Source organism: Enterococcus sp. JNUCC 77, assembly GCF_054819945.1.
On sequence record NZ_JBTHIG010000001.1, the window covers coordinates 2194189 to 2218901 of the forward strand.

Consider the following 24713-nt stretch of genomic DNA (forward strand, 5'->3'; position numbering starts at 1 on the left):
GCTCCCACCAGCTTTTGCTTTATTTTTCAACACTTGGATGAACGATCAAGACATCACAGACCGCTTCTTTAATAGTATAACTAGCCACGCTTCCAGTCATAAATCGCTCCACTGCGTTTAAACCAGATTGACCTACCATCACTAAATCAATATCGTATTTTTCTGGCAAGGTACGAGCCATCGCTTCTTTGGCCGATCCGTAGGCAACAATCCCTTCGATTCGATCATAGCCCATATCTTTAGCGACTTGTTTACATTCTTCAATTAATTTTTTGGCATCTTCGGTTTGTTGGTCAATAATACTTTCATTTAAAGGTGAGTAGCCCATAAAACTGTATAATTGATGATCAATCACATTTGCAACAAAAACAGTTCCGTCATTTCGTTTAGCAACTGCTACTGCTTTTTTGAATGCTTCCATCGCTTGCTCACTACCGTCAGTTCCAACTAAAATATTTTGATATGTTTGTGCAAACATCCGCTCTCGCCTACCCTTCTACCATTTTTAAGAAGCCGCTAATTTCTTCTTTTGTCTTACGATTTTTATTGACTAAGCGACCCAATTCTTCACCGTCATTAGTGACAACAAAACTAGGGATCCCAAAAATACTCCATTCTGCTGCAACATCAATATATTGATCGCGATCTACTTGGATAAAGTTAAATTGCGGAAAATCCGCTTCGATTTCAGGCATTTGCGGTTTAATAAAACTACAATCTCCACACCAGTCCGCCGTAAAAAAGAACACATTTTTTCCTTTTTCAGCGTAACTTGCTAGTTCTTCTATATTTTTAGGAATAATCATAACCGTCACAACCTTTTCTATTATTGTCTTAATTATACTCTTTTTTTCAAATAAGCGATAATCAAAGCGATTTTTCCGTGGGTTTGAGACGGTTGTATGTTAAAATAAAGTCAACATTTCTAGTGGGAGTTGAGTAGATGGCAAATTTTGAAGAATTTTCACGTGGATTAACAATTGGTTCAGCGTTAGGACTCGCTTTAGGCGTTATTGGTACTCGCTGGTATCGTAATAAACAAAACTTATCTCCAGATGCAATTTTAAACAAAGTAAAACACTCATTTACCAATGAAGGTCCGATTGAAGGATCTTGGATTTCTTTTGAAACCAAACCGATGCAACGTTTTGCAATCAACATTGAAACGGTTGAAGGCGGCATCACTCGAATTGAAGATGGTACTTTAGTTGCGTATGAATTTTTAGCAGATGCTAAAACCGGTACTGTACTTTCAATTAATCGTGCACAACAAGAAAGCTATGCTTTGGATTAAACCAAGGCATAGCTTTTTTTCTTTATTTCACCAAACGATAAATGGCATCTGCATAAATTGCTGTTGCCCGTAAAATATCTTCAACTGGCATAAATTCGTTGGCTTGGTGCATCGTATCGGTATAGCCTGGGAATTGAGCGCCATAAGCCACGCCGCGTTCTAATAAGCGACCAAATGTGCCGCCACCAATAATTTTTTCTTCCCCTTTTAGACCAGTATGATCTTCAAAAGTAGCCATTAAATTCGCAACTAATGGATCCGTTAATGGTGTATAATGTGGCAACATATGATGGCCATCTTGCGTTACTTTTGCATCCTTACCAAATAAGTCTGCTAGTTTCCCTTTGATTGCGTCCGCTGTTGTTCCTTTTGGATAACGGAAATTCAAGGTAATATAATTATCTTTTTCGCCATCTTTGAAGCTAAAGATACCAGCATTCATTGTTACCTCACCCATTTTAGGATCACGGAAAGCAACACCTAATTTTTTACCATAAACATCTTCATGAATATATTTAGCAGAATAGTCGATAAAGGCTTTGGCACCACCATCAAAGTCAAAATTATTTAAAAAGACGGCTAAAAATGTTCCGGCATTGGTCCCTAATTGCGGGCTTGCACCGTGGGCAGCTTTTCCTTCTAAGTCTAATGTAACGTAATTGCCATCCACACTTGCAGTTCCACTAACTGGATTATTAATAACATAATCTTCAAATTCATGTGCTAATTTAGCAGCTTCAGTATTATCCAAAACTTTGACAATCGCCTTAGCATTTCCTGGTACCATATTTTGACGTAGGCCTGCATCGAAATTCACCAATACATAGCTTGTGCCATTTGTCCCATCAAAATGAGGAATCATAGTTACATTGCCTTTTTCTCCATTAATCATTGGAAATTCAGCATCCGGTGAGAAACCAAAATCTGGTTTTGGTTCTTTTTCAAAGTAGTGATCCATATCAGCCCAGCCACTTTCTTCATCCGTTCCGACAACAAAACGAATTTTTTTAGAAACTGGTAAGCCTAATTCTTTAATAATTTTCATTCCATAATAAGCCGCGATTGTTGGACCTTTATCATCACTAGAGCCACGAGCAAAAAGTTTTCCATCTTTTACTACTGGTTCATAAGGATCTGTATCCCAACCTTCACCAGCTGGCACGACATCAACGTGAGCAAAAATACCTAAAGTTTCATCACCTTCACCATAGTCAATGTGACCTGCATAGTTATCAACATTTTTAGTTGCAAAGCCATCTCGTTCAGCCATCGCTAAAACTTTTTCTAAAGCTTCTTTAGGACCAGGACCAAAGGGTGCTTCTTTTGTTGCAAGATTGTCATCTCGTTCACTTTTCACCCGTAATAATTCATTTAAATCAGCAAATAAATCCGTCTTACGTGCCTCAACTTCTTTTTTCCAATCAATACTCATGAAAGTTCCTCCTTCTTGATGTCAATTTAATGATAGCACTTTCGATTTTAATTGAAAACTGATAACTCTGGTATAATGAGAGGGTAGAAAGAAGGTGGATATTTTTGAATATAACTGAAGATATTTTAACTGAAGTTATCAAAAAAAGAGCGGCCGATTCCCACAAAGGAACTTACGGGCGGGCATTATTACTTGGCGGCAACCGACAATATGGTGGCGCCATTATCATGAGTGCCGAAAGTTGTCTGCAATCAGGTGCAGGCCTAGTGACTGTTGTGACCGATGAAAAAAATCACAGTGCCTTACACGCCAGACTGCCAGAAGCAATGGTTCTAAACTTTCGAGAAATTTCTTTGCAAAAAGAATTATTAGCTAAGACAGACGTCATCTTAATTGGTCCCGGGTTAGGTCTTGAATATGAAAGCTTGGCACTATTATCAGAAATTTTAAGCAAACAAAAAGAAAACCAATGGCTAATTATTGATGGCTCGGCGATTACCTTATTTGCTAATCATACTTTGGCTTTAAATTATCCAGAACACACTGTTTTTACCCCTCATCAAATGGAGTGGCAACGATTGAGTGGTTTACCGATAGCTCAACAAGATGATGCAAATAATCAAATTAAACAACAAGCTCTCCAAGCAACAATTGTTTTAAAAAGTCACCGCACCAAGATTTACGATGGAAAAGAAATCTATCACAATACAGCCGGTAATCCTGCTATGGCGACTGGTGGAATGGGTGACACTTTAGCAGGTATGATTGCTGGCTTTTTAGCCCAATTTGAAAAAAATACGGAAACAATTGCAGCGGCTGTTTATCTTCATAGTAAAATTGCTGATGACTTAGCAGTAGATAATTATGTTGTTTTGCCCACCAATATTAGCCATGAGCTACCAAAATATATGAAAAAATACGCCACAGAAAGGAACTAAACAATGGAAAAATATCCTGGCTATCCACGCAAACCTTTTTATTATGAAACTGACAAAATGGGGATTATTCATCACTCCAACTACATTCGCTGGTTTGAAGAGGCCCGTGTCGACGTCCTAACTTTTTTAGGGTATCCTTTTGAAAAAATTGAAGAAATGGGCATCATGGTACCTGTTTTAGGAGTGAGCTGTAATTATAAGGAAATGATTTATTTCGGCGATGAGATTGTCATTCACCCATATGTCAGTAAATATACGGGGACGCGCTTAAATTTTGAATATCAAATTTTTAAAAATGATAAGTTAGTCACAACTGGAACCAGTCAACATTGTTTCATGTCTTACGAAACCAATCGCTTAGTACAACTAAAAAAGTCACAACCTGAATTACATCAATTATTTGAAACCTATTTTGATTTAACCAAAAATGAAACCGGCAAATAAAAAAGCCCAAAAAGTTTTTAACTAATGTATCGCCCCCCAAAATCTAACATTTTTAGGGGCGGTACATTAAACTTTTTGTGCTTTTTAAATTAATCTTTTGTCAAACTACCTTGTTTTGTTTGCGTAGCTGCATAAGCTTTCATAATAATTGTTCCAATAATTGCTACTGATAGAGCATTTAAGATTGCAGAAACAATTCCTTGGGTGAATACTTTATTAGCAGGTTCGCTATAAATTAAAATATCTAAAATTGGTGCTAAAACTGCCCAAACGGCAACGTTTCCGATAATTTGGAAAATATTAAAACTAATCATTTCTTTTTTACCAAAAACACCATGCTGCAAATCAATTTTACGACCAGCTAAACCAAAAATAATTCCCATCACACCTGAACAAATAATCCAACTCCACCAAGGACCATAAGTTGTAAAATCAACGAGTGTGTGACCAATTAGCCCAATCAAACCACCTGCAATTGGACCAAATAAAACAGACATCAAAGCTAAGAAAGGATATGTTGTTTGTAAATTCGTATTAGGAATACCGGTTGGAATTGTAACAAAACGTCCTAAAATAACAAATACTGCCGCGCCAATTCCGATCGCAACAATTGTTTTAACTGAAAAACCTTTATTCATTTTCTTCCTCCTAAAATATGATTGACTCCTACTTAAGATGAAATAATTTCGATTAATAATTATATTAAGATTGCAAAGGAATCACTAACCATATTATAATGTTAACTTTCAAAATGCAATGAAAACTATTTGAAACATAAAAAAACCGAAGCAGCTAAAAAGCTACTTCAGTCAATTGAATCAATTATTTATTTTTACTTTGCATGAAGAAGTAGAAAGGAATACCGATTGCAGTTATTAAGATACCGATCATTGCTAATGTGAATTGAGTAAGTAAGGTCATTACTAAGATGAACAAGCCACCTAAAATAGCAATAGTTGGAATAACTGGGTATAAAGGTACTTTGTACGGGCGAACCAAATCTGGCTCAGTTTTTCTAAGTTTGATAACTGCAATAAATACTAGTGTGTAGAAAATCCAGATTACGAAAATCAACATATCTGTTAACATATCGAAACCACCAACTAGCATCATGATGATAGCAATAATTAATTCTAAAACACCCGCAATATAAGGAACTGAGTTTTTGTTTAATTTAGATAGTTGGTTAGAGAATGGTAATGTTTTTTCTTTACCCATTGTGTAAGGAAGACGCATACCTGTCATAGTATAACCATTAATTGTTCCATATACAGAAATTAAAATACCAATAGTTACAATTTTACCGCCCATGCCGCCAAAGATTCTACCGGCAACTTCCATTGATGCATTTTCATTACCTGCTAATTGATCAATTGGCAAAGTACGTAGATAAGCAAAGTTTACTAATAAATAAACAACCATGATCCCTAAGATACCACCAGCGATTGCTCGAGGTAAGTCACGGGCAGGATTTTTCAATTCTCCAGCAATGTTACCTACGTGAATCCAGCCATCATAAGCAAACATTGTTGCTAGTAAACCAGCACCTAATGCAGGAGCAAAACCACCAGCACTTGCGCCAGCTTGAACTGGGAACAAGCTAACTGAAACATCTCCTTGGCGCAATAACCCAAAGATTACGATTGCAGCAAGTGGCAATAGTTTACATACTAAAGTAACTGATTGAAGCATACCACCGGCTTTTGAGCCTAAAAAGTTGATTAACATAATTGAAATCGCAGCGACGATTGCAATTGGAACTACAGTCCCATCTGATAAACCGAATAAGTTCTTAAATTGTGTACCAAAAATAATAGATAATGCCGCTACGTTAGCTGGGAAATAAATAATAACTTGTGCCCAACCTAGTAAGAAACTTGCAAATTTTCCGTATGCTCGTTCGATATAACGTAACATACCGCCTGTTTCAGGAATAGCTGCTGCTAGTTCTGCCCCAGTTAATCCAGCACAGACACTAATTAATCCTCCCAAGAACCACGAAAGCATAACCATACTTGTTGACCCTGTATTTTGTGCTACGCTGGCTGCCTTAAAGAATACGCCGGCTCCGATTACCGTTCCCATAACTGTCGAAAGTGCTGGGAAGAAAGTCATCGTCCGTTGTAATTCGCCGCCGCCATTTGGAGTAGCTGTATTGTTCTCGTTTGAAGCCATTTTTCTCCTCCTTCAGAAGTACGCACCTCTACTTGTGCACTTCTTAACTTGTTTTGGAATAATAAAAATAAACTAGCTTTTTTTGCCATCCTTCAGAAGTTCTATTCTAAAATATGTATCTCTAGTACGTTATTTTTATTCCTCGCTTATTCTACCATGAAGGCAGAAAAAGGTGAATGTTATTTTTAACATTTACCTTTTTCTAATGTTACCTTCCTGACATTCTTAACTTGTGATGTTTCTGTTAAACTAGTGAATTAGCTTTCAACTGTATCAAATGATACTTTAGTTTCTACGCCTTCTTCAGCGAATTTTTTAGAAAGTCTTACTAACATTTCGTCAGTCATTTTATCTAAATCATAGTTAGGTGAGAAGTCCCATTCTGTTTTCGCATCTGTAGCATCAATCGCATTTGGCCAAGAGTTTGCAATTCCTTGACGAACTGGATCTACATCATAGCCCATTTCAAAGTCTGGAATACGACGTTTGATTGAAGCTGCGATTTGTTCTGGTTCAAATGCCATTGCAGTAATATTGAAGGCATTACGGTGAACCAAACGAGAAGGATCAGCGTTCATCAACTTAACGATTGCATCGATTGCATCGTCCATGTACATCATATCCATGTAAGTACCTTTGTCGATGAATGATTTGTAAGATTTGTTTTTCAATGCTTCATAATAAATATCTACAGCGTAGTCAGTAGTACCGCCACCAGGTTCAACTTTATAAGAAATCAAACCAGGGAAACGTACGGAACGAGTATCTACACCATATTTATCGTGGTAATAATTTTCTAACATTTCACCAGAAACTTTTGTTACACCATACATAGTTGTTGGATGCATAACAGTATCTTGAGGTGTGTTATCTGGTTGTGCATCTGGACCATATGCTGCGATAGATGAAGGAGCGAAGAATTTAGTTCCTTCCCCTACTTCACGAGCAACTTCTAATGCATTCATTAATCCGCCCATATTTAAATTCCATGCAAAAGCAGGACGTTGTTCAGCAGTTGCTGAAAGTAAAGCTGCTAAGTGAATAATTGTGTCTACTTTGTTTGTTTTAGCAATTTCTAAGAATTTATCATAGTCTTGAACATCTAATATTTCAAAATGTCCATTTTCAACTGTTGGGTTATTTTCAGGTTTACGGATATCTGTTGCGATTACATTATCTACACCTAAGTCACGACGTAATCTTTCAGCTAATTCTGATCCAATTTGTCCTAATGCTCCGGTAATCATTACTTTTTTCATGTTGTTCTCCCTTTCTGAATAACATTTTATAGTGTGAAACTTTTTACCTTTTTTTAGATGATTCCTAATTCTTTACCTACTTTTTCATAAACAGTGATTGCTTCGTCTAACATTTCTTTTGTATGTCCAGCATTTGGCATGTTACGAACACGACCTGTTCCTAATGGCACAGTTGGGAATACGATTGGTTTAACGTATACACCGTTTTCTAATAATTTTTTAGAAAATTCTTGTGCAACTTTTTCGTCGCCCACAATTACTGGTGTGATTGGTGTTTCTGAAACGCCAATATCATAACCGATACGTTTTAATTCTTGTTTGAAGTAGTTAGCGTTATCCCATAATTTATCAACAAATTCAGGATGTGTTTCGATTAAATCAATCGCTTTAATACAAGCACCAGCAGCTCCTGGTGTTAATGAAGTTGAGAATAAGAATGGACGTGCTTGAGATTTCAACCAAGTAATTAATTGTTTAGAACCTGCAACATATCCACCGACAACACCGATACCTTTAGACAAAGTACCCATTTGGAAGTCAATGTGATCTTGCATGTCAAAATGTTTAACTGTTCCGTGACCATGACCCATAACACCTGTACCATGAGCATCATCAATATAAGTGATAACATTGTATTTTTCGCAAATTTCAACGATTTCAGGAATTTTCGCAACATCGCCGTCCATTGAGAATACACCGTCAGAGATGTACATAACTTTGTTGTATTCGCCACTTTCAGTCGCTTCTTTTGCTTTAGCATCTAAATCTGCCATATCTTGATGGTTTACACGGATAATTTTTGCTCCAGATAAACGACAGCCATCAATAATAGATGCATGATTTAATTCATCTGATAAAATTGCATCGCCTTTTTTCATTACTGCTGAAATGGCACCCATGTTACAGTTGAAACCTGATTGGAAAGCAATTGCAGCTTCAGTTCCTTTAAACTCAGCAATTTTTTCTTCTAATTTTTGGTGGATATCTAAAGTTCCGTTAATTGTACGAACCGCACCAGCACCAGCTCCATAGTGTTCAGTTGCTTCAACATCAGCTTCAACGATTTCAGGATTTGTAGCAAATCCTAGATAGTTATTAGAAGCTAAGTTGATCATTTTTTTGTCGTTAACAGTAATGACTGGACCATTTGCTCCTTCTAACACGTCAATTGTGTTGAACAAACCTTTTTCTTTTAGGTCATTCAAGTTTGTTTCTAAGAACTGATCAAGTACTTTTGAACTCATTATAATTCCTCCCATTAATTTGAAAGTGTAAATATTTCTCATTCTGTTATATTATAAATTTTTATAATTCTTAATATGGGCAAGAATGATTGATATTACCGCTTTCATTTGATTACATGCTTAGTATATAACTGGTTGTTAACGTTTTCAATTAATCTCACCTCAAATTGTTTGAATTATAATTTTGATGAAAAAAATTTTAATTTAAATCAATTCTTCAGTAAATTTACTTCTATCTTTCATTATGATTTAATCAACAAAAACCTTAAAATCAAAATATTTTTCTTGCAATTATAAAGTTTTTTTATTCACAATTAATAGATCTTTTATTAGATTATTGCAGAGTATTCCCCTGTTTAAGCTACTTATTTATCGATAATAAACAGATTTTAATCGTTTAATACCTCACAAAAAAATTTTTTTCATTCTTATTTCTAAATCAATATAAATAAAACCGATTTTTTTATAAATCGTTTCCATTCTCTCATTTTAGTGGAAAAATTTCTCACAAATTATTGATTTAATTGATGCGATTGATAAGATTCTTGAATGTTTTCACAAAAAATCGTCTAAAAACTATCTCTAGTCTTTAGACGATACGTTAATTATTTTGTTTGCTCTCTACGACGATATACGATAAAAGCCAAGCCAGCTAAGACAATTACTCCTAAAATAGTTAAGATTGTAGCCATTCTTTTACTTTCACCAGTTTGTGGTAAATTTTTAGTAGTTGCATTATTGCCGCTACTGGTCACAGGTAAGGTACTACCTCTGCTTGTGGTACCAGTGTTATTCGTTCCAGTTACTCCGCCACCAACTTCAGTATTTTTTGTGTAAACATAAGTTACTGTAATAGTTTCGTCGGTATACTTTCCTATCGGATTTCCTTTGACTTCTTTGAAAGTGTAATCGTCAATTTCTTTCTGTTCAGTCGTATAATTACTACCGATATCTCCTAAAGAAAAGACTGTATCATCTATTTCATTGCCATTTTCATCTTGATATTTAGCAATGACTAGACCTTGTTTAATTGTCGGAACAGTTTGTTCAGCATAAATTAAAGTTACCTTCTTGTCTTCTACAGTGAATAAGCCAGCATATTCTCCTTCGATATCTGTTAAATAGTAGCCATCAAAATTTCGTAAGATGCTATCATTTGCTCCCGGATAGCTCGCACCTACTTCTCCAGAAATTATTTTTGGATCTGCTAATTTATTACCGGCTTCATCTTGATAATGATAAGTAACATTCCCAGTTTCAATGGCTGTTTTTTTGTATACATAAGTGACAGTAATGATTCCGTCTCTATACGTGCCTCGATAATTAGTTGGTGTTCGATTCACTACTTCATATCCTGAAATTGTTTTAGGATTAGTAGTGTATGATTCGTCAATTTCACCTAGAGTTGCTTCACTTTTTACCAGGGGATTGCCTTGTTCATCTACGTGGTGAACCAATACTACACCGTTTCTTTGACCAGCTTCACCTTTTCTATAAACTAAAATTACTTCTTGTTCTTTATCTGTATATAGACCAGAAAAATTATTAGGAATTGTCTTTATAGTATATCCTTCAAACTCTTTCAATTCAGCTGCATAAACACTATTAATATCGCCGGTTAATTCTACCGATTCTCTACCATCTGTTAGAAGATTATTACCAGTTTCATCTTGATATTTCACAATCACTTTTCCTTGACCGACTGGGTCTTTACTATAAACATAAGTAACTTCAATCACTCCATCAGTAAAAGAGCCCTTTGCATTAGCTGGTGTTGTTTTTAAAGTATATCCACTAATTGATTTAGCAGAGGTAGTATATGGTGCGTTCACTTCTCCCGTTTGAACTTCAGATTTCGCTATTGGTTTTCCAGACTCGTCTTCATGATGAACTAATACCGTACCTTTTGAAGACTTTTCTTTACGATATTTAAAAATAATGGTTTGCGGTTCATCAGTGAATACTCCTGTCGGTGTTTGAGTTATATTTCCTTCACTATCTCTGATTTCTGTTAATCTATAACCTTCAAATTCTTGGAATGGTGCTTTATACTCTCCACCAATGTTCCCTTTTAGAATTTTTTTACCTAATTCTTGAACTTCATCTCCATCTTCATTTATCTCAATATACCGAACCGTAACACCTGCAGCAGCTTTCTTTTGATAAACAGCATACAAGATTTCATTACCTTTTTGTATCGTGATTGTTGTCCCAGCTTCTAATCCTTCATCTGGTTCTGTTGCATTTTTATATTTTGACCAACCCAAAAATTCTGACTCAGGATCATCAGGAGTGGCACTGAGTGTATTTTTTCCATCTACAACTGTTTCTGATAGTTTATCGTAACCAACTTGATAATACTCAGTTGGATTGGCACCTTCATAATAAATTTTTCCATCATAGGAAGTTAATTCATTATTCATTTCAAATGTGCCACCATTAGCATCGTATTTAATCCAATTAATTTCCACAGCTCCGATATCTGATTTTAAGCCGTTAGTATTAATATCGGTTTCGCTTGGTCGTGGTCGATTTCTTTGATCCAATACAGAATCAATTCCCGTCACAAAATTATCAATTTTATCATCAGCTACTTTTTCAGGGGCAATTGGTATTGTTGGAATAATTGCTGCCGATCCATCAACTGTTGCTCCAGCCATAACTGTACTATAGTTTTCAGAAAGGTTCATTGTTTCAAAACCAAAGACGTCTTTCATTTTAACTTTATTGTCAGCAAATCCGACATTTGAATCTTTCTTAGACTCTGAAGATCCTCCAGCGATATTATTACTCTTATCGTCAGGTTGTGAAGATTCAGAAGTATTACCTATGAATAAATTATTATAAAATTTTCCCGTTGCAAGATTATAAGTTCCACTATTCCCGATTGCACCTCCACTATGAGTAGCAGTATTATTAATAAAGCTATTATTGATATAATTTACACTTACAGATTTAAAACCGACCGCAAAAACTTGAATTGCTCCACCACTGTTTGAACTTGAATCTCTCCCTTTTGCCTCATTACCATAAAAGGTGTTGTCAATAAAATTTATTCCGCTTGATATAGTGTCATTACCTTGAATTAATATCGCTCCGCCGTCATCTCCAGCAATATTATTTGCAAAAGTATTCCCCTCTAAATCTATAGTTACTCCTTTTTTTATATTCCAAAAAGAAATGGCACCTCCATCAGCTAAAAGAGATTTTTCATTACTAGCATCTACATCTTTTGCTGCGGAATTCCCTTCGAAGTAATTGTCCGTTAGTTCAATTACCGCACTAGCTGTTGGTTGGTGAAAATGAATAGCACCACCTTCACCACCGACACTTGCTCCATGAACATCTGGTGTACAATTATTGATAAATTTAGTATTTGTTATTTCAACTTTTTTGCTAAAGCCATCTTTTGTTCCAATCGCTCCGCCTGAATAACCATGATCTAGTTGTTGATTATTCGAGATAGTAGAATTTTTAATAATAGTATCAGCAGACAAATAAATTGCCCCTCCATGTCCTCCTCCATTGAAACTATCAATTAATACGTTATCTAAAATAAATGTTCCCGAATAATCATTAGTAGATAGAGCCTTACTTCTATCGGAAGTCCCATTTCCCACAAGCTTCATATTTTGTAGTGTCAAAGTAGATGTCGCATTGCCATTGCCACTACCATAGGAAAATATTTCAACATTTTTTCCAAGTTCAGTTTTAAAAGTTTGTCCGTTTCCATCGATTATTATTTGATTGGCTGTTTCTTTTAGTTTAATTGTTCGATCAATTACTTCTGGAAAACTCTCACTCAAAGTAATCGTATCATTACCTTTCGCATTATTTACAGCGCTCTCTAACTGATCGATTGAATTAACAGACGCACCAAGCGCTTTCGTCGAAAATCCTCCTATAAAAATTATACTCAGCCATACGCTAAGTACTAATGTCCACTTCTTCATTGTTCTCACCTCATACAAATTATTTATTTTTAAATTATTTTCATTAATTAATTATATAATGCAAAACATTTTTTATAAACATTTGTATTATTAAACCAAAAACAATAATTTTAAAACTATTTATGTTATTAAAATAAAAAAATATGTATATATTATTTGGGTTAATTCGGATTTGTTTGTTTTATATCTAAAAAAAATATAAATTATTTTCTTAAATTACAATAAAATTTCATTTTAATGATTTTTTAGATATTATTTTATTGATATGTGATTTTTAATCGTTTTATTAACAATTAAAAATAAATGTATATCATTTTTTTAAAATAAAAAGCAGCAATGGATTTTCTCCATTGCTGCTTACAAATGTATTTTTTATTCAATTGGTTCCAAATGTGCTTGGAAGTGACGTAAAATTGGCGGCTCCCAAGTAATTCGATAACCTTTTTTCACATCACTTGCTCTTTCCTTAATAGCAATTAATGCATCGGCCATAATATCTAAGTGAGCCTGTGTATACACTCGGCGTGGAATTGCTAGTCGAGAAAACTCGAAATCAGCTTTTAATTGTTCATTGGTATCTGGATCATTACCTAGCATATATGAACCAATATCACAGGTCCGAATTCCTGCTTCTTTATATAATTCGATACATAAAGTTTGGGCTGGGAATTCATAATAAGGAATATCTGGAAACATATCTGCTGCATCAATAAACACACCGTGACCGCCAACTGGTGATTGATAAGCAATCCCAGCTTCATCTAAACGAGCGGCTAAATATTCCATTTGTCCAATTCGGTACTCTAAATAATTTTCTTCGATGCCTTCATATAAACCAATTGCCATCGCTTCTAAATCACGTCCAGCTAATCCACCGTAAGTGAAGAATCCTTCGTAACTGATACAATTAGCTTTTACATCAAGTACTAGTGGTGAATCGCCGTCTTTAATTCCTAACAATCCACCGATATTTAAGATGGCATCTTTTTTCGCTGACATAGTAAACATGTCACCGTAGCTAAACATTTCGCGAATAATTTCTTTGATTTCTTTATCTTGGTAGCCATCTTCATCCCGTTTTATAAAATGAGCATTTTCGGCAAATCGAGCGGCATCAATACACATTGGTAAATCATATTTTTTACAAATTTCTGAAACTGCTCGCAAGTTTTCCATCGAAACTGGCTGACCACCGGCAGAATTGTTGGTGATAGTCATAACTACTAGACCAACATTTTCTATCCCTTTTTCGTTAATAGTTTCTTCTAGTTTACGTACGTCCATATTACCTTTGAATTTGGCGCGAACTTTGGGATCTTTTGCTTCTTCTACCACACAGTCAATTGGTCGGGCACCTGCTAGAATCACATGCGCTCTAGTCGTGTCAAAGAACATGTTAGAAATTGCAAATTTCCCTTCTGATAAAAATAGTGGTAGTAACACTTTTTCGGCTGCTCTGCCCTGATGCACGGGCTGAATAAAACCATAACCAAAAATATCTTTGCCAGCATCCATTAATTTGTAATAACTGGACGAACCAGCATATGCCTCATCACCTCGCATAATGCCTGCCCATTGATCTTGACTCATAGCATTTGTTCCAGAATCAGTCAGTAGATCAATGTAACAATCTTCCCCAGCTAAATTGAAAAGATTGTACTTAGCGGCTTGAATTTTTTCCTCACGTTCTGCGCGAGTCAACATTTTCAAAGGCTCTACTGCTTTAATTCTGAATGGTTCTGCTACATATTTCTTCTCCATCAAAAAACCTCCTACATATATTTATACAATACCCCGGTTATCGATAGATGATGAGCGGACAGTATAATACCAAGGATGAATCATTCCTAAATCTGGTGAAGTTGAAAATCGTTCACATTCTTTTGTCAGTTTAACATGAAAGCGTTTTTACATTCATTAAAATCAAGCAATAATTTTCACAATGCATAAATAAAACAAAGATAATTAGCTAAAAATAAGATGATAATTTCCTAAAAATAAAAAAACCTTCTATATAATATAAAAGGTTAAAGGTGACTAATTAAAATGTTAATACCATTTGGATCCGTTATCCAAATTTGATCAGATGCAGAATTATCAAATTTTTGATTATTTTTAGCTAAATGCTGTTTCAATAATTCAAATTCTTCAGTTTGTAGCTCAATTGAAAAATATGCCAAACCTAAATCTATATCCTTCATCGCTGGTAAATCTTTTCCTGACCATGTATTGGCGCCGATGTGATGATGATAAGTGCCGCTAGATAGAAATTTCGCTTGTTCTCCAAAATTATATTTCAAAGAAAAACCTAGCATATCTTCGTAAAATTCTTGTGTCTTGACTAAATCAGCTACTTTTAGATGGACGTGTCCAATTTTACTAGCCACAGGAAATCCCTGCCAGTTCTCATCACTCAATTGAATTAGGCCTTCAGCATCCATTGGCTCGGTGACACCAACGACCTCGCCATTTTCACGAATATCCCACTCAGATATCGGCTTATCCCAATAAATCTCGACACCATTTCCTTCAGGATCATTTAAATAAAGTGCCTCACTATACCCATGATCAGCACCACCAGTTAAAGGAATATCATTAACTAGGAGATACTGAAGAATATTGGCTAAATCTTTTCTTGTTGGTAATAAGAATGCCAAATGATACAAACCCGTTGCAGCTGGATTGGCTACTCCATTCGAAACTTTCTGTAACATTAACAGCGTTCGTTGATTTACACCTAATGAGGCTGTGTCTTCTTCTACTTGAATGACTTCTAAACCTAAGACGTTATGATAAAATGCCACCATTTCCGAAAAATTTTTTACTTTCAAGACAACGAAACCAATACCATCGCCGTCTAATAATTTAAATTTATGCATTATTTACCTCCAAATTGACTATATTTCTCATCTTAGCGGTTTCTATATTGTCTGTAAAATCATCCGTTTGTGATACTTTAGTTTTATTATTCAATTTATTTCAAAGAGAAACCAAATAATGCTCATCTATTGTTAAGCGACTTTTTGGTCTACCCCCATGAAAAAAATGCATATTGATGATAAACTGTTTTCGATATCTTTTTCAGATATATGGCTATAGCTGAAAAAGAATAAATATTAGGGAGTTGATGTTAATGAGTAAAAAAGCCATCAAAAGAATTATTAGCGAGGAATTACCCGCAGCAGTAGGTCCGTATGTGCATGGATCGATGATTAATGGTATCTTATTTAGTTCTGGACAGTTACCAATTGATCCAAAAACTGGAAAAATGCCTGAAGGAATCGAAGCCCAAGCAAAACAATCCTTAGAAAATTGCCGTGTTTTACTAGCCCATGAAGATATGGAAATGAAAGATATTGTGAAGACAAATATTTTTATGGATGATGTTAGTGATTTTGCAAAAGTAAATGATATTTATGCCGCTTATTTTGAAGATGGTGAATATCCAGCTCGTACCGCTTATGAAGTTGGAAACTTGCCATTGGGTGCCTTGATTGAAATCGAAGTCATTGCCTCAAAAGGAAATTAAATCAAATTATCTATGCCAGTCAAAGTTAGAAATAATCTAGCTTTGACTGGCTTTTTTTATAAAATTAATGATTATACGAAAAAAAAATAAGTTAATTCTTTCGCTATAGCCCAGCAATTTCAAATTATTCCAATTCAAATTGAATTCATCAACGACATATAATATAATGTAATAAAGTTAATGTTTTTAGTTATTTTTAAAGGCAAGAATATATCTTTAAAGATTAATAAAAATCATTAATCTTTAGCAACAAAATCTACAATTATTTGGAAGGAAGTGTGTCATGAATTTGAAAAAGATAGGTTTGTTAGTTATGACGGGGTTAATAATTGGTAGCGTTTCAATACCTAGTATTGTCGCGGTAGCAGAAATAACTCCTGAAACTGAGACAGAAATAGTCACGCCAGAAGAGCAACAAGTAGTGAATCAAGTTCTAAAAGAAATGGATTCGGAGAAAATTATTGATAATTTACTTGATGCTGGCTACTTAGCAGAAACAAATACGGGTGAGCTGCAAGTAACACAGGCCTATGTTGCGGAAACGCAAGCAGAACTTGGCAATGAATTTTCAGTCAGTGCTGAAGGAAATATGTTAAAGATTACACCAAATACACCAGCATCAAGAATTGCCGTTCCTGCTGGTGGGGTAACTGGAATTGTTTTTGAAGGTACTTTGGTAAAATTGTATTTAAGTCAAAGTATGTGTGAATTACTTTTGGGTGGATCAATTGGTGTCCTTAAGGGAATTCTTAAAACAATTGTTTCCTTGATTCCAGGTATCGGAGGTATCATCGGTGATACAATCGAAAAAATAATTGATACGATTATAGATCAAATACTAGATGCTCTTGGTTTAGGTTCTCTGGAAAACGGAGTTGTCCTTATTTTTGGTTTAACATCTGAATTTCCCTACATTGTAATTGATGCTAAACCGCAAGAAGAAGATGCAACTGCTCCGGCTGATGTTCTGGTATCCGGTTTAAACATTCATCCTGGTACAAAAGAATTATTTGTTGATGAACAGTGGCAATTATTACCAGAATTCAAACCAAGTAATCCAACCAATCGGAATCTAAAATGGTACAGTAACAATGTTGATATCGCCAGCGTTGAAATTGATACTGGTTTGATTACGACTAAAAAAGCTGGGACAGCAGTGATTACTGCAATCACTCAAGATGGCACAAACATCGAAGCGACAGCAACAATTACTGTCAAAGATCGAACAGTTCATCCTAGTGATGTTCTCGTTAGCCCGTCTTATCGTGAATTAACCATTGAACAAGAAGAAACTTTTACTGCCGAAGTTTTGCCAGCAAACGCTGAAAATCCAAATATCAGTTGGTCTTCTTCTGACGAATCAATTGCAACGATTGATGCTGATGGAAAAGTTACTGGTATCAGTGAAGGTGTTGCCACAATAACTGCCACCACTGAAGATGGCGGCATCACTGGAACCGCTGTTGTAAAAATTGGGCCTAAAATTATTAGTGTTGACAGTATTACTGTGACAACAAAAACAAAAGATTTGGCGATTGGAGAAACTTTTTTACTAGATGCTGAAATTTCTCCGGCAAATGCATCTAACCAAGAATACGTTTGGAGCAGCGATACGCCGGAAGTAGCGAGTATTTCTGCTAAAGGATTAGTAACTGCTAAAAAAGCTGGTCTAGCTTTAATCACCGCGACAAGTAAAGATGGCGACAAAATTGGGACTTGCATTATTAATGTAGCAAAAGATGAAGAACCTACACCGGAAAAATCCATAGCAATGTTCCGTTTGTATAATCCGAATACTGGTGAACACTTCTTTACAGCAAGTTCAGATGAAAAAAATGTACTAGTTGATTTTGGCTGGCGCTATGAACAAATCGGTTGGTATGCACCCGAAGTTGGAAATGCGGTCTATCGTATGTACAATCCCGTTTCAGGCGATCATCATTATACTTCAAATGTAGTCGAAAGAGATTTCTTAGTCTTTAATAATTGGGTTTTCGAAGGTATCGGCTGGTATTCAGATGTCAACCAAACAGTGCCGTTATATCGCTCATATAATCCAAATGCATTAACAGGGAATCACAATTATACAACTAACACTGGCGAACATCGTAGTTTACTTTCAATTGGTTGGAAAGATGAAGGTATTGGCTGGTACGGTGTGAATCAAACAAAATAATCAATATGAATATTTCATTATTACAGATTTCAAATAGAAAATCCCTTGACTGTGAGTCAAGGGATTTTATCGTCTATAACATTGATTGATACAATTCAATAATTTCTTCCTCGCTTGCATCTCTTGGATTTTCTCCAGTACAAACATCTTGATAAGCATCTTCTACATTTTTTTGATATCAGATTCCTTCATGAAAAGTACCGATAAACTTTAAGGAATGCCGACATCGTCACTTTTCAAATTAGGAATCTATTTTAACTGATTTTTCTTTTTAAAATTTTTTTCACCAGAACGTTCGGCCTATATTCCAGACTATCTGTTACGTTTTTAAGGTATAAAAACTTAGTATCATTTTTTTCATCCTATGTTCTAATATCTTTCGGTTGTGCATTAAGCAAATAAATTCACCTTATCTCGACTTTTGAAGTTTTTCAATAATGATTGTTGCTGTCAATAAAATTATGCCATAGATAAAAAGAAAGATTGGAAATAATGACATGCTATAAGTTTGAGTAAGTACACCTAATAAAGGAGGCAATAAGGTGGTTCCCACATATGCCAGTGCCAATTGTAAACTCATGATAACACCAGAATTTTGATCACCAAATCTTTTGGGTGTTTCATGAAGCATTGTTGGAAAAATAGCAGCACAACCCAAACCAATTAATCCAAAACCAAGATAAAGCATACTTCCAGAACCTATTCCGATAATTATGATTCCTACTAGCAAAGATAATTCACTAATAATAAGCAACTTTTTGTTAGAAAGCCAAAAAGTTATGAAACCAGAAAGAATCCGACCAACAGTTAAACTAGCATAAAAGATGGAAACTATAAAACTGGCCGAACTTACTGAAATTCCTTTTATATCAATTAGAAAACTACTACCCCATAAACCAATAGTTGCTTCAGTTCCCACATAAAATATGAAGGAAAGCAATGCAAACGGAACTCCTGGTATTTTGAACGCATCGACAAATTTTAGATTGGATTGGTTTGATTTATTTTTCCCAGTTCTTTTCTCCTCCTCCCATAAGGGCAAGCTGAAAAAAAGTACTGCAACTAAAAACAACTGGATTCCACCAATAATCCAATAGCCAAATCGCCATGAATGACCTCCTCGCATCACAGCCCCCATCGTTATCGGGCCTAAAGTAGCGCCGATTCCCCAAAAAGCGTGCAGCCAATTCATATGATGGGCTTTAAAATGCAAAGCCACATATTGATTCAATGAAGTATCGATTGCCCCTGCACCTAGCCCCATTGGCAAGGCAAAGAAAATTAAAAAAGCATAGTTTTGAGTAAAGCCAATTCCTACTATTCCAATAGCCGTCGCCAATACACTTAATAAAACTAACTTGCCCGTTCCTAATTTCGCCACCAATTTCATCGTTGAAAGACTTGAAAGAATCGTACAAATTGAGATCGTCATAGAGATAATCCCAGCAGCACTGTAAGGAACAGAGAAATTTCTAGCCATTTCTGGCCAAGAAACTCCCAATAAAGAATCTGGTAATCCCAAACTTATAAAGGTTAAATAAATAATCAATAAGAATATCAATTTTTTATTCATTTAACACTGTCCACTTAACATTTTTTATATCAACTAGTATTTCCATCTTTTATAACTCCTCCTTATTTTAAAAAACATTAACAAATCAAATTGATTTATTTTGTTGCATTATTTAATAAAAAAACTTTTGTAACATAATTATAAAAGTATAGCATTATCTGTAAAACTACTTCAAGATATTTCAGGAAGTAAATACAAACAAAAAGCCCCACTCGTTAAAGTGAGGTTAAACATACTTATTTTGTTTATTTATCCGCTCTATTCTTTTATATGGGTGCCTAGATCTCCGTATTACTACTTAAATCTTCTCATTTTTTAAATAATCAACCACTTCATCAAGATCTTTGAAGCTTACATCCGGTTTCACCTCATAGGCCAAAGATTGGGATAAATCCATTAACAATTTATATTTCCCCATATTTATTGGCAGGTCGGTAATTTCATCCTCTACTAAGAATGCACGAATTTTTGCGGCTTTTGCGGCTTTTATTCCCACTCTAGAATCTTCAAGAACGACCGCGTTTTCTGGTGAAACATTGGCTTTTTCGCAGGCTTTCAGAAAAATTTCTGGATCAGGTTTTCCATTTGTTACTTCATCACCCGAAATAATAAAATCGATGTATTGGATCACTCCTTCAATCTCCAAATATTCCTCAATATTGTGCAGAAAATTAGAAGAAGCGACGGCAACCATTCTTTGACTATCTTTAGCGTATTTCAGTAGATTCTCCAGTCCTTTTTTCTTAAAGACTCTTTTTTCAGCTGCAAAAATCCGGCTTTTGCTTGCTTTCATTTCTTCACGCCATTCTGGATAAGGAACCTCTTCACCATAAAGATTGCCCATCTCATTAAGGATCGCCTCTTCTACGCGACCAGTTAAATAATAATAAACATTATGATTCATTTCATAATCATACTTTTCAGCCGATTTAAGATATGAACGATAAGCTAAGCGCCCTGTTTCAAACATCAGACCATCCATATCAAATATTAGTAATTCCACTTTTTCCATACTCATTCCTCCCTACATAACAAAATAGCATGGCAAAAAATCAACCACACTATTTCTTGATTATTTTATTTTCATCAACTCGTCTAAGATTAAGCCGGCTTTTTCACCATTATCTTCTTTCACGACATCTTCAGAAAGAATAAACGATCCGCCTACAGCTAGAATTTTATCAAACGAAAGATATTCAGCTAGATTATTTTTGTTGATCCCCCCTGTTGGTACAAATGACATCTCAAAATAAGGCCCACTTAATGCTTTAATAGCTTTTAAACCCCCATAAATATCCGCAGGGAAAAATTTCACAACATCTAATCCTAGTTCCAGTGCTCGTTGAAGATCCCCGGGGGTAGCAACTCCTGGAAATACTGGAATATTTTTTTCTTTACAATAAAGGACTACTTCTGGCACAATCGCTGGTGATACGATAAATTGTGCACCGTTTTCAATTGCTGCAACGGCTTGTTCTTTTGTCTTAACAGTTCCGGCACCAACCATCAAATCACCCGATGCTGAAAGTTGTTTAATCGCTTCTACCGCCAAATCACTTCTAAAGGTTACTTCAATAAGTGGTAGTGAATGATCTACTAAAATTTTTTCAACTATTGGTAAATAAGTTAAATCAGTAGCCGTGTAAAGCGGTAATAGTCTTGCTTCTTTCATCTTTAAATAAACTGGGTGCTGTTTCATATCAAACAATTAATGACCCTCCTATTTCTTTTTGGCTTTTGTAATCGCTTCATGTAAGCCTTGAGTATAAGTCAAGCCCATCGCACGATCATACAATCCATAACCTGGTCGGGCAACTTCATCCCAAACAGTTCGTCCATGATCTGGTCGCAAAAGTCCCTCATAGCCGACATCTACTAATGCTTCCATAATAGCATACATGTCTAATGAACCTTCTGTCGATAAATGAGCTGTCTCGATAAAATTTTGCTCTCCTAAAAAGCCAACATTACGGAAATGAACAAAATTAATTCGATGACCGACTTCACGAATCATTTGAGGGATATCATTATTTGGATCAGCACCTAATGCGCCAGTACAAAAAGTTAGTCCATTATAGGGTGAATCAACTGCATTGATAATCCGCTTCAAATCAGCAAGATTTTTTGTAATACGTGGAAAATCAAAAATTTCCCATGGTGGATCATCTGGATGAATAGCCATTTTAACATCAACTTCTTCACAAACAGGAATAACTTTTTCTAGAAAATATTTTAGATTTTCAAATAAGATTTCTTCCGTCACGCCATCATACATGGCTACTAATCCATTGAATTTAGCTAATCGTTCTTCTTCCCAGCCGGAAATTTGAAACCCTTTTGACTGACTGGCAATGCGTTTATATAAATCCTGAGGTTCCAATTCGTCAATTACGGATTGATCAAATTGCAAGGTTGTACTGCCATCTGGTAATTCGTAATTCATATTTGTTTTAAACCATCCAAAAATCGGTTTAAAGCTATAACAAATTAAACGAACATCACACGCTGCTAAATTACGAATGGTTTGAATATAGTTATCAATATATTGATCTCGTTCATCCGTTCCAGCTTTAATCGCATCGTGAATCGCAACACTTTCAATACCTAATAATTCCAAATCTCCTGCTTGAACTTCAGCTTTTAATTCTTTAATTTCGTCAATTTCCCAGACATCTCCAGGCATTTTATTTAGTAAAGTGCCAACAATCCCATCAATCGCAGGAATTTGTTTCACATGTTGGATTGGAATCGGGTCACCTTCTGTACCATACCATCTAAAGCCCCATTTCATAGACTTACTTCCTTTCTGATTTTAGAATTCATCTTCTTCGTCTTCATCATCTGCCACCATTGAAGCATGCCAGAGGCTCATACTGACAGCACCTTGATCTACTATTGCTTTTGCTGCCTTATTAACAGGTGTTGATAGAATTTGATGGTTGATTGTTTCCAATAACATTGGTAAATTAACACCACCGATAACATACGTATTGGTTTGTACGTCTTCGTTCATCTGACTTACAACCATTAAGGATTGATTATACGGACTAGCACTAATAACATCGGTTAAAATAATAATGCCATCTCCTTGATCAACTTTTTGAGTAGCTTCAGAAATTTTGGCACCTAATTGTTGAATATCCTCACCATGATTCAGATTTACTGTTGCAATATTATCAGTCGCACCAATAATGACTTCTGCTGAATCTTTGAGACCATCACTTAACTTTCCATGAGTGGCAATTACGATTCCTAACATTTCAAAACCTCCATTTTTTTATGAAAAAGCTTCTATTAATTGATTAATGTTTGCCATGTTAATTTCTTTTCTTTTCAATATATCCTTTGATAAATAAAATGTAGTATCTTTTGATTCACCACAAAAAATATAATTCATCTGTCTTTTTGTTTTAGTATCAACTGCTGTTTTAGAAAAGCTTTCAGTCTTATCTCCTTTAAAATACAATGGTGTTTCAGCACCAACTGAATCCATAAAATAAATAGGAGTTGTTTTTTTAGTAGACTCTTTTAACACTTCTAGTCCTCTTTCGCCATAACTACCTTCATCAATAAAAGCATAAGCGATATCGGCATTTTTATTTTCTTCGATCATAGCTAACATCATCAATATCGTTGAAGTGTTTCTTACCAAATTTTTCCGATTTGACAAACCCTTTGTGACTTTACCGAAAATCAGAAAGAAAAGCAGTATTGCTGCAATCCCAACATATGTTTTCAACTGACTAAAATCAAAGGCAAATAAATTATTTTGCATAAACAATGACAGACCAGCTAAACCTATGACTATTGAAATGATGGTTGTTAAAACAATAAAAAAGATTGTTTTACGAGACTGAGCTTGACGATCAAATAAGACATAATCACCAAAAAAATTTGGCGGGGTATCATAATAGGTACAAATAATTTTTTTCGCCCGCTTCAAATCACCGACATAAATATTACGAGATGCACCCTTTTTTTGTTGATCAAATTCAATCACTTTCGGTTCAACACCCAACTCAGACAAGTCGGTCACTAAGGCACCAATGAAACGTTTTTTAGATTTTTCACTTCTGCGAGTTGCGTACATATATTGGTAGCGAAATTGCCAATCTTTAAATTTTTCTGTTGCTGCCATTTCATGACCTCCTAATAAGATGAGTTTCTATAAATCAAACTGTTTTAATACATCTTTTAAACTAGACTTAGGTGCCGATGGTGTTGCTTGGAAATAGATGTCTTTCACACCATAGTTTTCGTTTAAATCTTTTAATTTTATTGCATCTTCTTTATTCAAATAAACTGATTTCGTTACTAGCAAATCTTTTTCAGGATCTTTTTGCGCAATCCCACCAATATTTAATTCCTCCATTGGTAAGCCATGCTTCACTAAGTCATAAATAACACTGACAGTCTTAGTAATCAAAATACAATCATAATCTTTAAATTTATATTCATCCCAGTAAAATTTAGCTTTCTCTGGTGTAATCACAATGGTCTTTTGACCTGTTCGGCCACCAGCACTTTTATATAAATCTCTCATAAATTTATCTTTTGCTACTATTTCATCAACAACAAAAATTGAATTTACACCACTTTTTTGTGATAAGGTCACCATTACTTGACCATGAATCAATCGTTCATCAACGCGTGCTAAATTAACTCTACCCATTTTTTATTTTCTCCTTTATGTTTC

General features: G+C 35.1%; 22 protein-coding genes. 5 read left to right on the top strand and 17 right to left on the bottom strand.

Annotated elements, in window-relative coordinates; all coding sequences use genetic code 11:
- Positions 1-19: 19 nt before the first annotated feature.
- Both ACVWNY_RS10635 and ACVWNY_RS10640 read right to left on the bottom strand, forming a co-directional pair.
- A complete protein-coding gene (locus ACVWNY_RS10635) occupies positions 20-478 on the bottom strand; it encodes a universal stress protein (RefSeq protein ID WP_218326321.1) in 459 nt (152 codons plus the stop codon).
- A gap of 10 nt (positions 479-488) precedes the next feature.
- Positions 489-806, bottom strand: a complete 318-nt coding sequence (locus tag ACVWNY_RS10640) for a thioredoxin family protein (protein WP_218326323.1) — start codon at positions 804-806, stop codon at positions 489-491.
- A 137-nt stretch (positions 807-943) separates the two neighbouring features.
- Here ACVWNY_RS10640 and ACVWNY_RS10645 point away from each other — a divergent pair, with 137 nt between their 5' ends.
- A complete protein-coding gene (locus tag ACVWNY_RS10645; protein WP_218326324.1) occupies positions 944-1294 on the top strand; it encodes a hypothetical protein in 351 nt (116 codons plus the stop codon).
- A 22-nt stretch (positions 1295-1316) separates the two neighbouring features.
- Here the strand turns inward: ACVWNY_RS10645 and pepV are convergent, their stop codons facing one another.
- On the bottom strand, positions 1317-2726 hold the full coding sequence (gene pepV, locus ACVWNY_RS10650) for a dipeptidase PepV (protein WP_438719477.1): 1410 nt from the start codon (positions 2724-2726) through the stop codon (positions 1317-1319).
- Between the two features lie 104 nt (positions 2727-2830).
- Here pepV and ACVWNY_RS10655 point away from each other — a divergent pair, with 104 nt between their 5' ends.
- Both ACVWNY_RS10655 and ACVWNY_RS10660 read left to right on the top strand, forming a co-directional pair.
- Entirely contained in the window at positions 2831-3664 is an 834-nt protein-coding gene (locus tag ACVWNY_RS10655; RefSeq protein WP_454071355.1) for an NAD(P)H-hydrate dehydratase, read from the top strand.
- Between the two features lie 3 nt (positions 3665-3667).
- The gene (locus tag ACVWNY_RS10660) at positions 3668-4108 is read left to right on the top strand and encodes an acyl-CoA thioesterase (protein ID WP_454071356.1); all 441 of its coding nucleotides are present in this window, start codon (positions 3668-3670) and stop codon (positions 4106-4108) included.
- A gap of 89 nt (positions 4109-4197) precedes the next feature.
- On the opposite strand, the gene ACVWNY_RS10665 is transcribed toward ACVWNY_RS10660, so the two are convergent.
- The 7 genes from ACVWNY_RS10665 to ACVWNY_RS10695 all read right to left on the bottom strand — a co-directional run bounded on the left by ACVWNY_RS10665 (position 4198) and on the right by ACVWNY_RS10695 (position 15618).
- On the bottom strand, positions 4198-4746 hold the full coding sequence (locus ACVWNY_RS10665; protein ID WP_218326329.1) for an ECF-type riboflavin transporter substrate-binding protein: 549 nt from the start codon (positions 4744-4746) through the stop codon (positions 4198-4200).
- Positions 4747-4930: 184 nt separating this feature from the next.
- Positions 4931-6283, bottom strand: a complete 1353-nt coding sequence (locus ACVWNY_RS10670) for an APC family permease (RefSeq protein ID WP_454071357.1) — start codon at positions 6281-6283, stop codon at positions 4931-4933.
- Between the two features lie 257 nt (positions 6284-6540).
- The gene (locus tag ACVWNY_RS10675) at positions 6541-7542 is read right to left on the bottom strand and encodes an NAD-dependent epimerase/dehydratase family protein (RefSeq protein ID WP_218326331.1); all 1002 of its coding nucleotides are present in this window, start codon (positions 7540-7542) and stop codon (positions 6541-6543) included.
- Between the two features lie 53 nt (positions 7543-7595).
- Positions 7596-8786 carry a glycine C-acetyltransferase gene (locus ACVWNY_RS10680; RefSeq protein WP_218326332.1) on the bottom strand — a complete coding sequence of 397 codons (1191 nt, stop codon included), beginning with the start codon at positions 8784-8786 and terminating at the stop codon, positions 7596-7598.
- A gap of 605 nt (positions 8787-9391) precedes the next feature.
- Positions 9392-12739, bottom strand: a complete 3348-nt coding sequence (locus ACVWNY_RS10685; protein WP_454071358.1) for a MucBP domain-containing protein — start codon at positions 12737-12739, stop codon at positions 9392-9394.
- 372 nt (positions 12740-13111) lie between these two features.
- Positions 13112-14500, bottom strand: a complete 1389-nt coding sequence (locus ACVWNY_RS10690) for a tryptophanase (protein WP_246601490.1) — start codon at positions 14498-14500, stop codon at positions 13112-13114.
- Between the two features lie 266 nt (positions 14501-14766).
- A complete protein-coding gene (locus ACVWNY_RS10695) occupies positions 14767-15618 on the bottom strand; it encodes a VOC family protein (protein WP_454071359.1) in 852 nt (283 codons plus the stop codon).
- A gap of 254 nt (positions 15619-15872) precedes the next feature.
- On the opposite strand from ACVWNY_RS10695, the gene ACVWNY_RS10700 reads away from it, so the two are divergent.
- Positions 15873-16268 carry a RidA family protein gene (locus ACVWNY_RS10700; protein ID WP_246601491.1) on the top strand — a complete coding sequence of 132 codons (396 nt, stop codon included), beginning with the start codon at positions 15873-15875 and terminating at the stop codon, positions 16266-16268.
- A 283-nt stretch (positions 16269-16551) separates the two neighbouring features.
- Entirely contained in the window at positions 16552-18444 is a 1893-nt protein-coding gene (locus ACVWNY_RS10705) for an Ig-like domain-containing protein (protein WP_454071360.1), read from the top strand.
- A gap of 409 nt (positions 18445-18853) precedes the next feature.
- On the opposite strand, the gene ACVWNY_RS10710 is transcribed toward ACVWNY_RS10705, so the two are convergent.
- The 7 genes from ACVWNY_RS10710 to ACVWNY_RS10740 all read right to left on the bottom strand — a co-directional run bounded on the left by ACVWNY_RS10710 (position 18854) and on the right by ACVWNY_RS10740 (position 24689).
- Positions 18854-20017 carry an MFS transporter gene (locus ACVWNY_RS10710; protein ID WP_454071361.1) on the bottom strand — a complete coding sequence of 388 codons (1164 nt, stop codon included), beginning with the start codon at positions 20015-20017 and terminating at the stop codon, positions 18854-18856.
- 298 nt (positions 20018-20315) lie between these two features.
- Positions 20316-21029 (bottom strand): HAD family hydrolase, encoded by a 714-nt coding sequence (locus ACVWNY_RS10715; RefSeq protein ID WP_454071362.1) that lies wholly within the window; start codon positions 21027-21029, stop codon positions 20316-20318.
- 60 nt (positions 21030-21089) lie between these two features.
- Complete coding sequence (locus ACVWNY_RS10720) at positions 21090-21716, bottom strand: bifunctional 4-hydroxy-2-oxoglutarate aldolase/2-dehydro-3-deoxy-phosphogluconate aldolase (protein ID WP_454071858.1); 627 nt, start codon at positions 21714-21716, stop codon at positions 21090-21092.
- 21 nt (positions 21717-21737) lie between these two features.
- Positions 21738-22808, bottom strand: a complete 1071-nt coding sequence (locus tag ACVWNY_RS10725; protein WP_454071363.1) for a mannonate dehydratase — start codon at positions 22806-22808, stop codon at positions 21738-21740.
- 21 nt (positions 22809-22829) lie between these two features.
- Positions 22830-23276, bottom strand: a complete 447-nt coding sequence (locus ACVWNY_RS10730) for a PTS sugar transporter subunit IIA (protein ID WP_454071364.1) — start codon at positions 23274-23276, stop codon at positions 22830-22832.
- Positions 23277-23294: 18 nt separating this feature from the next.
- Positions 23295-24155 carry a hypothetical protein gene (locus tag ACVWNY_RS10735; protein ID WP_218326345.1) on the bottom strand — a complete coding sequence of 287 codons (861 nt, stop codon included), beginning with the start codon at positions 24153-24155 and terminating at the stop codon, positions 23295-23297.
- Between the two features lie 27 nt (positions 24156-24182).
- The gene (locus ACVWNY_RS10740) at positions 24183-24689 is read right to left on the bottom strand and encodes a PTS sugar transporter subunit IIB (protein WP_218326346.1); all 507 of its coding nucleotides are present in this window, start codon (positions 24687-24689) and stop codon (positions 24183-24185) included.
- Between the last annotated feature and the right edge of the window lie 24 nt (positions 24690-24713).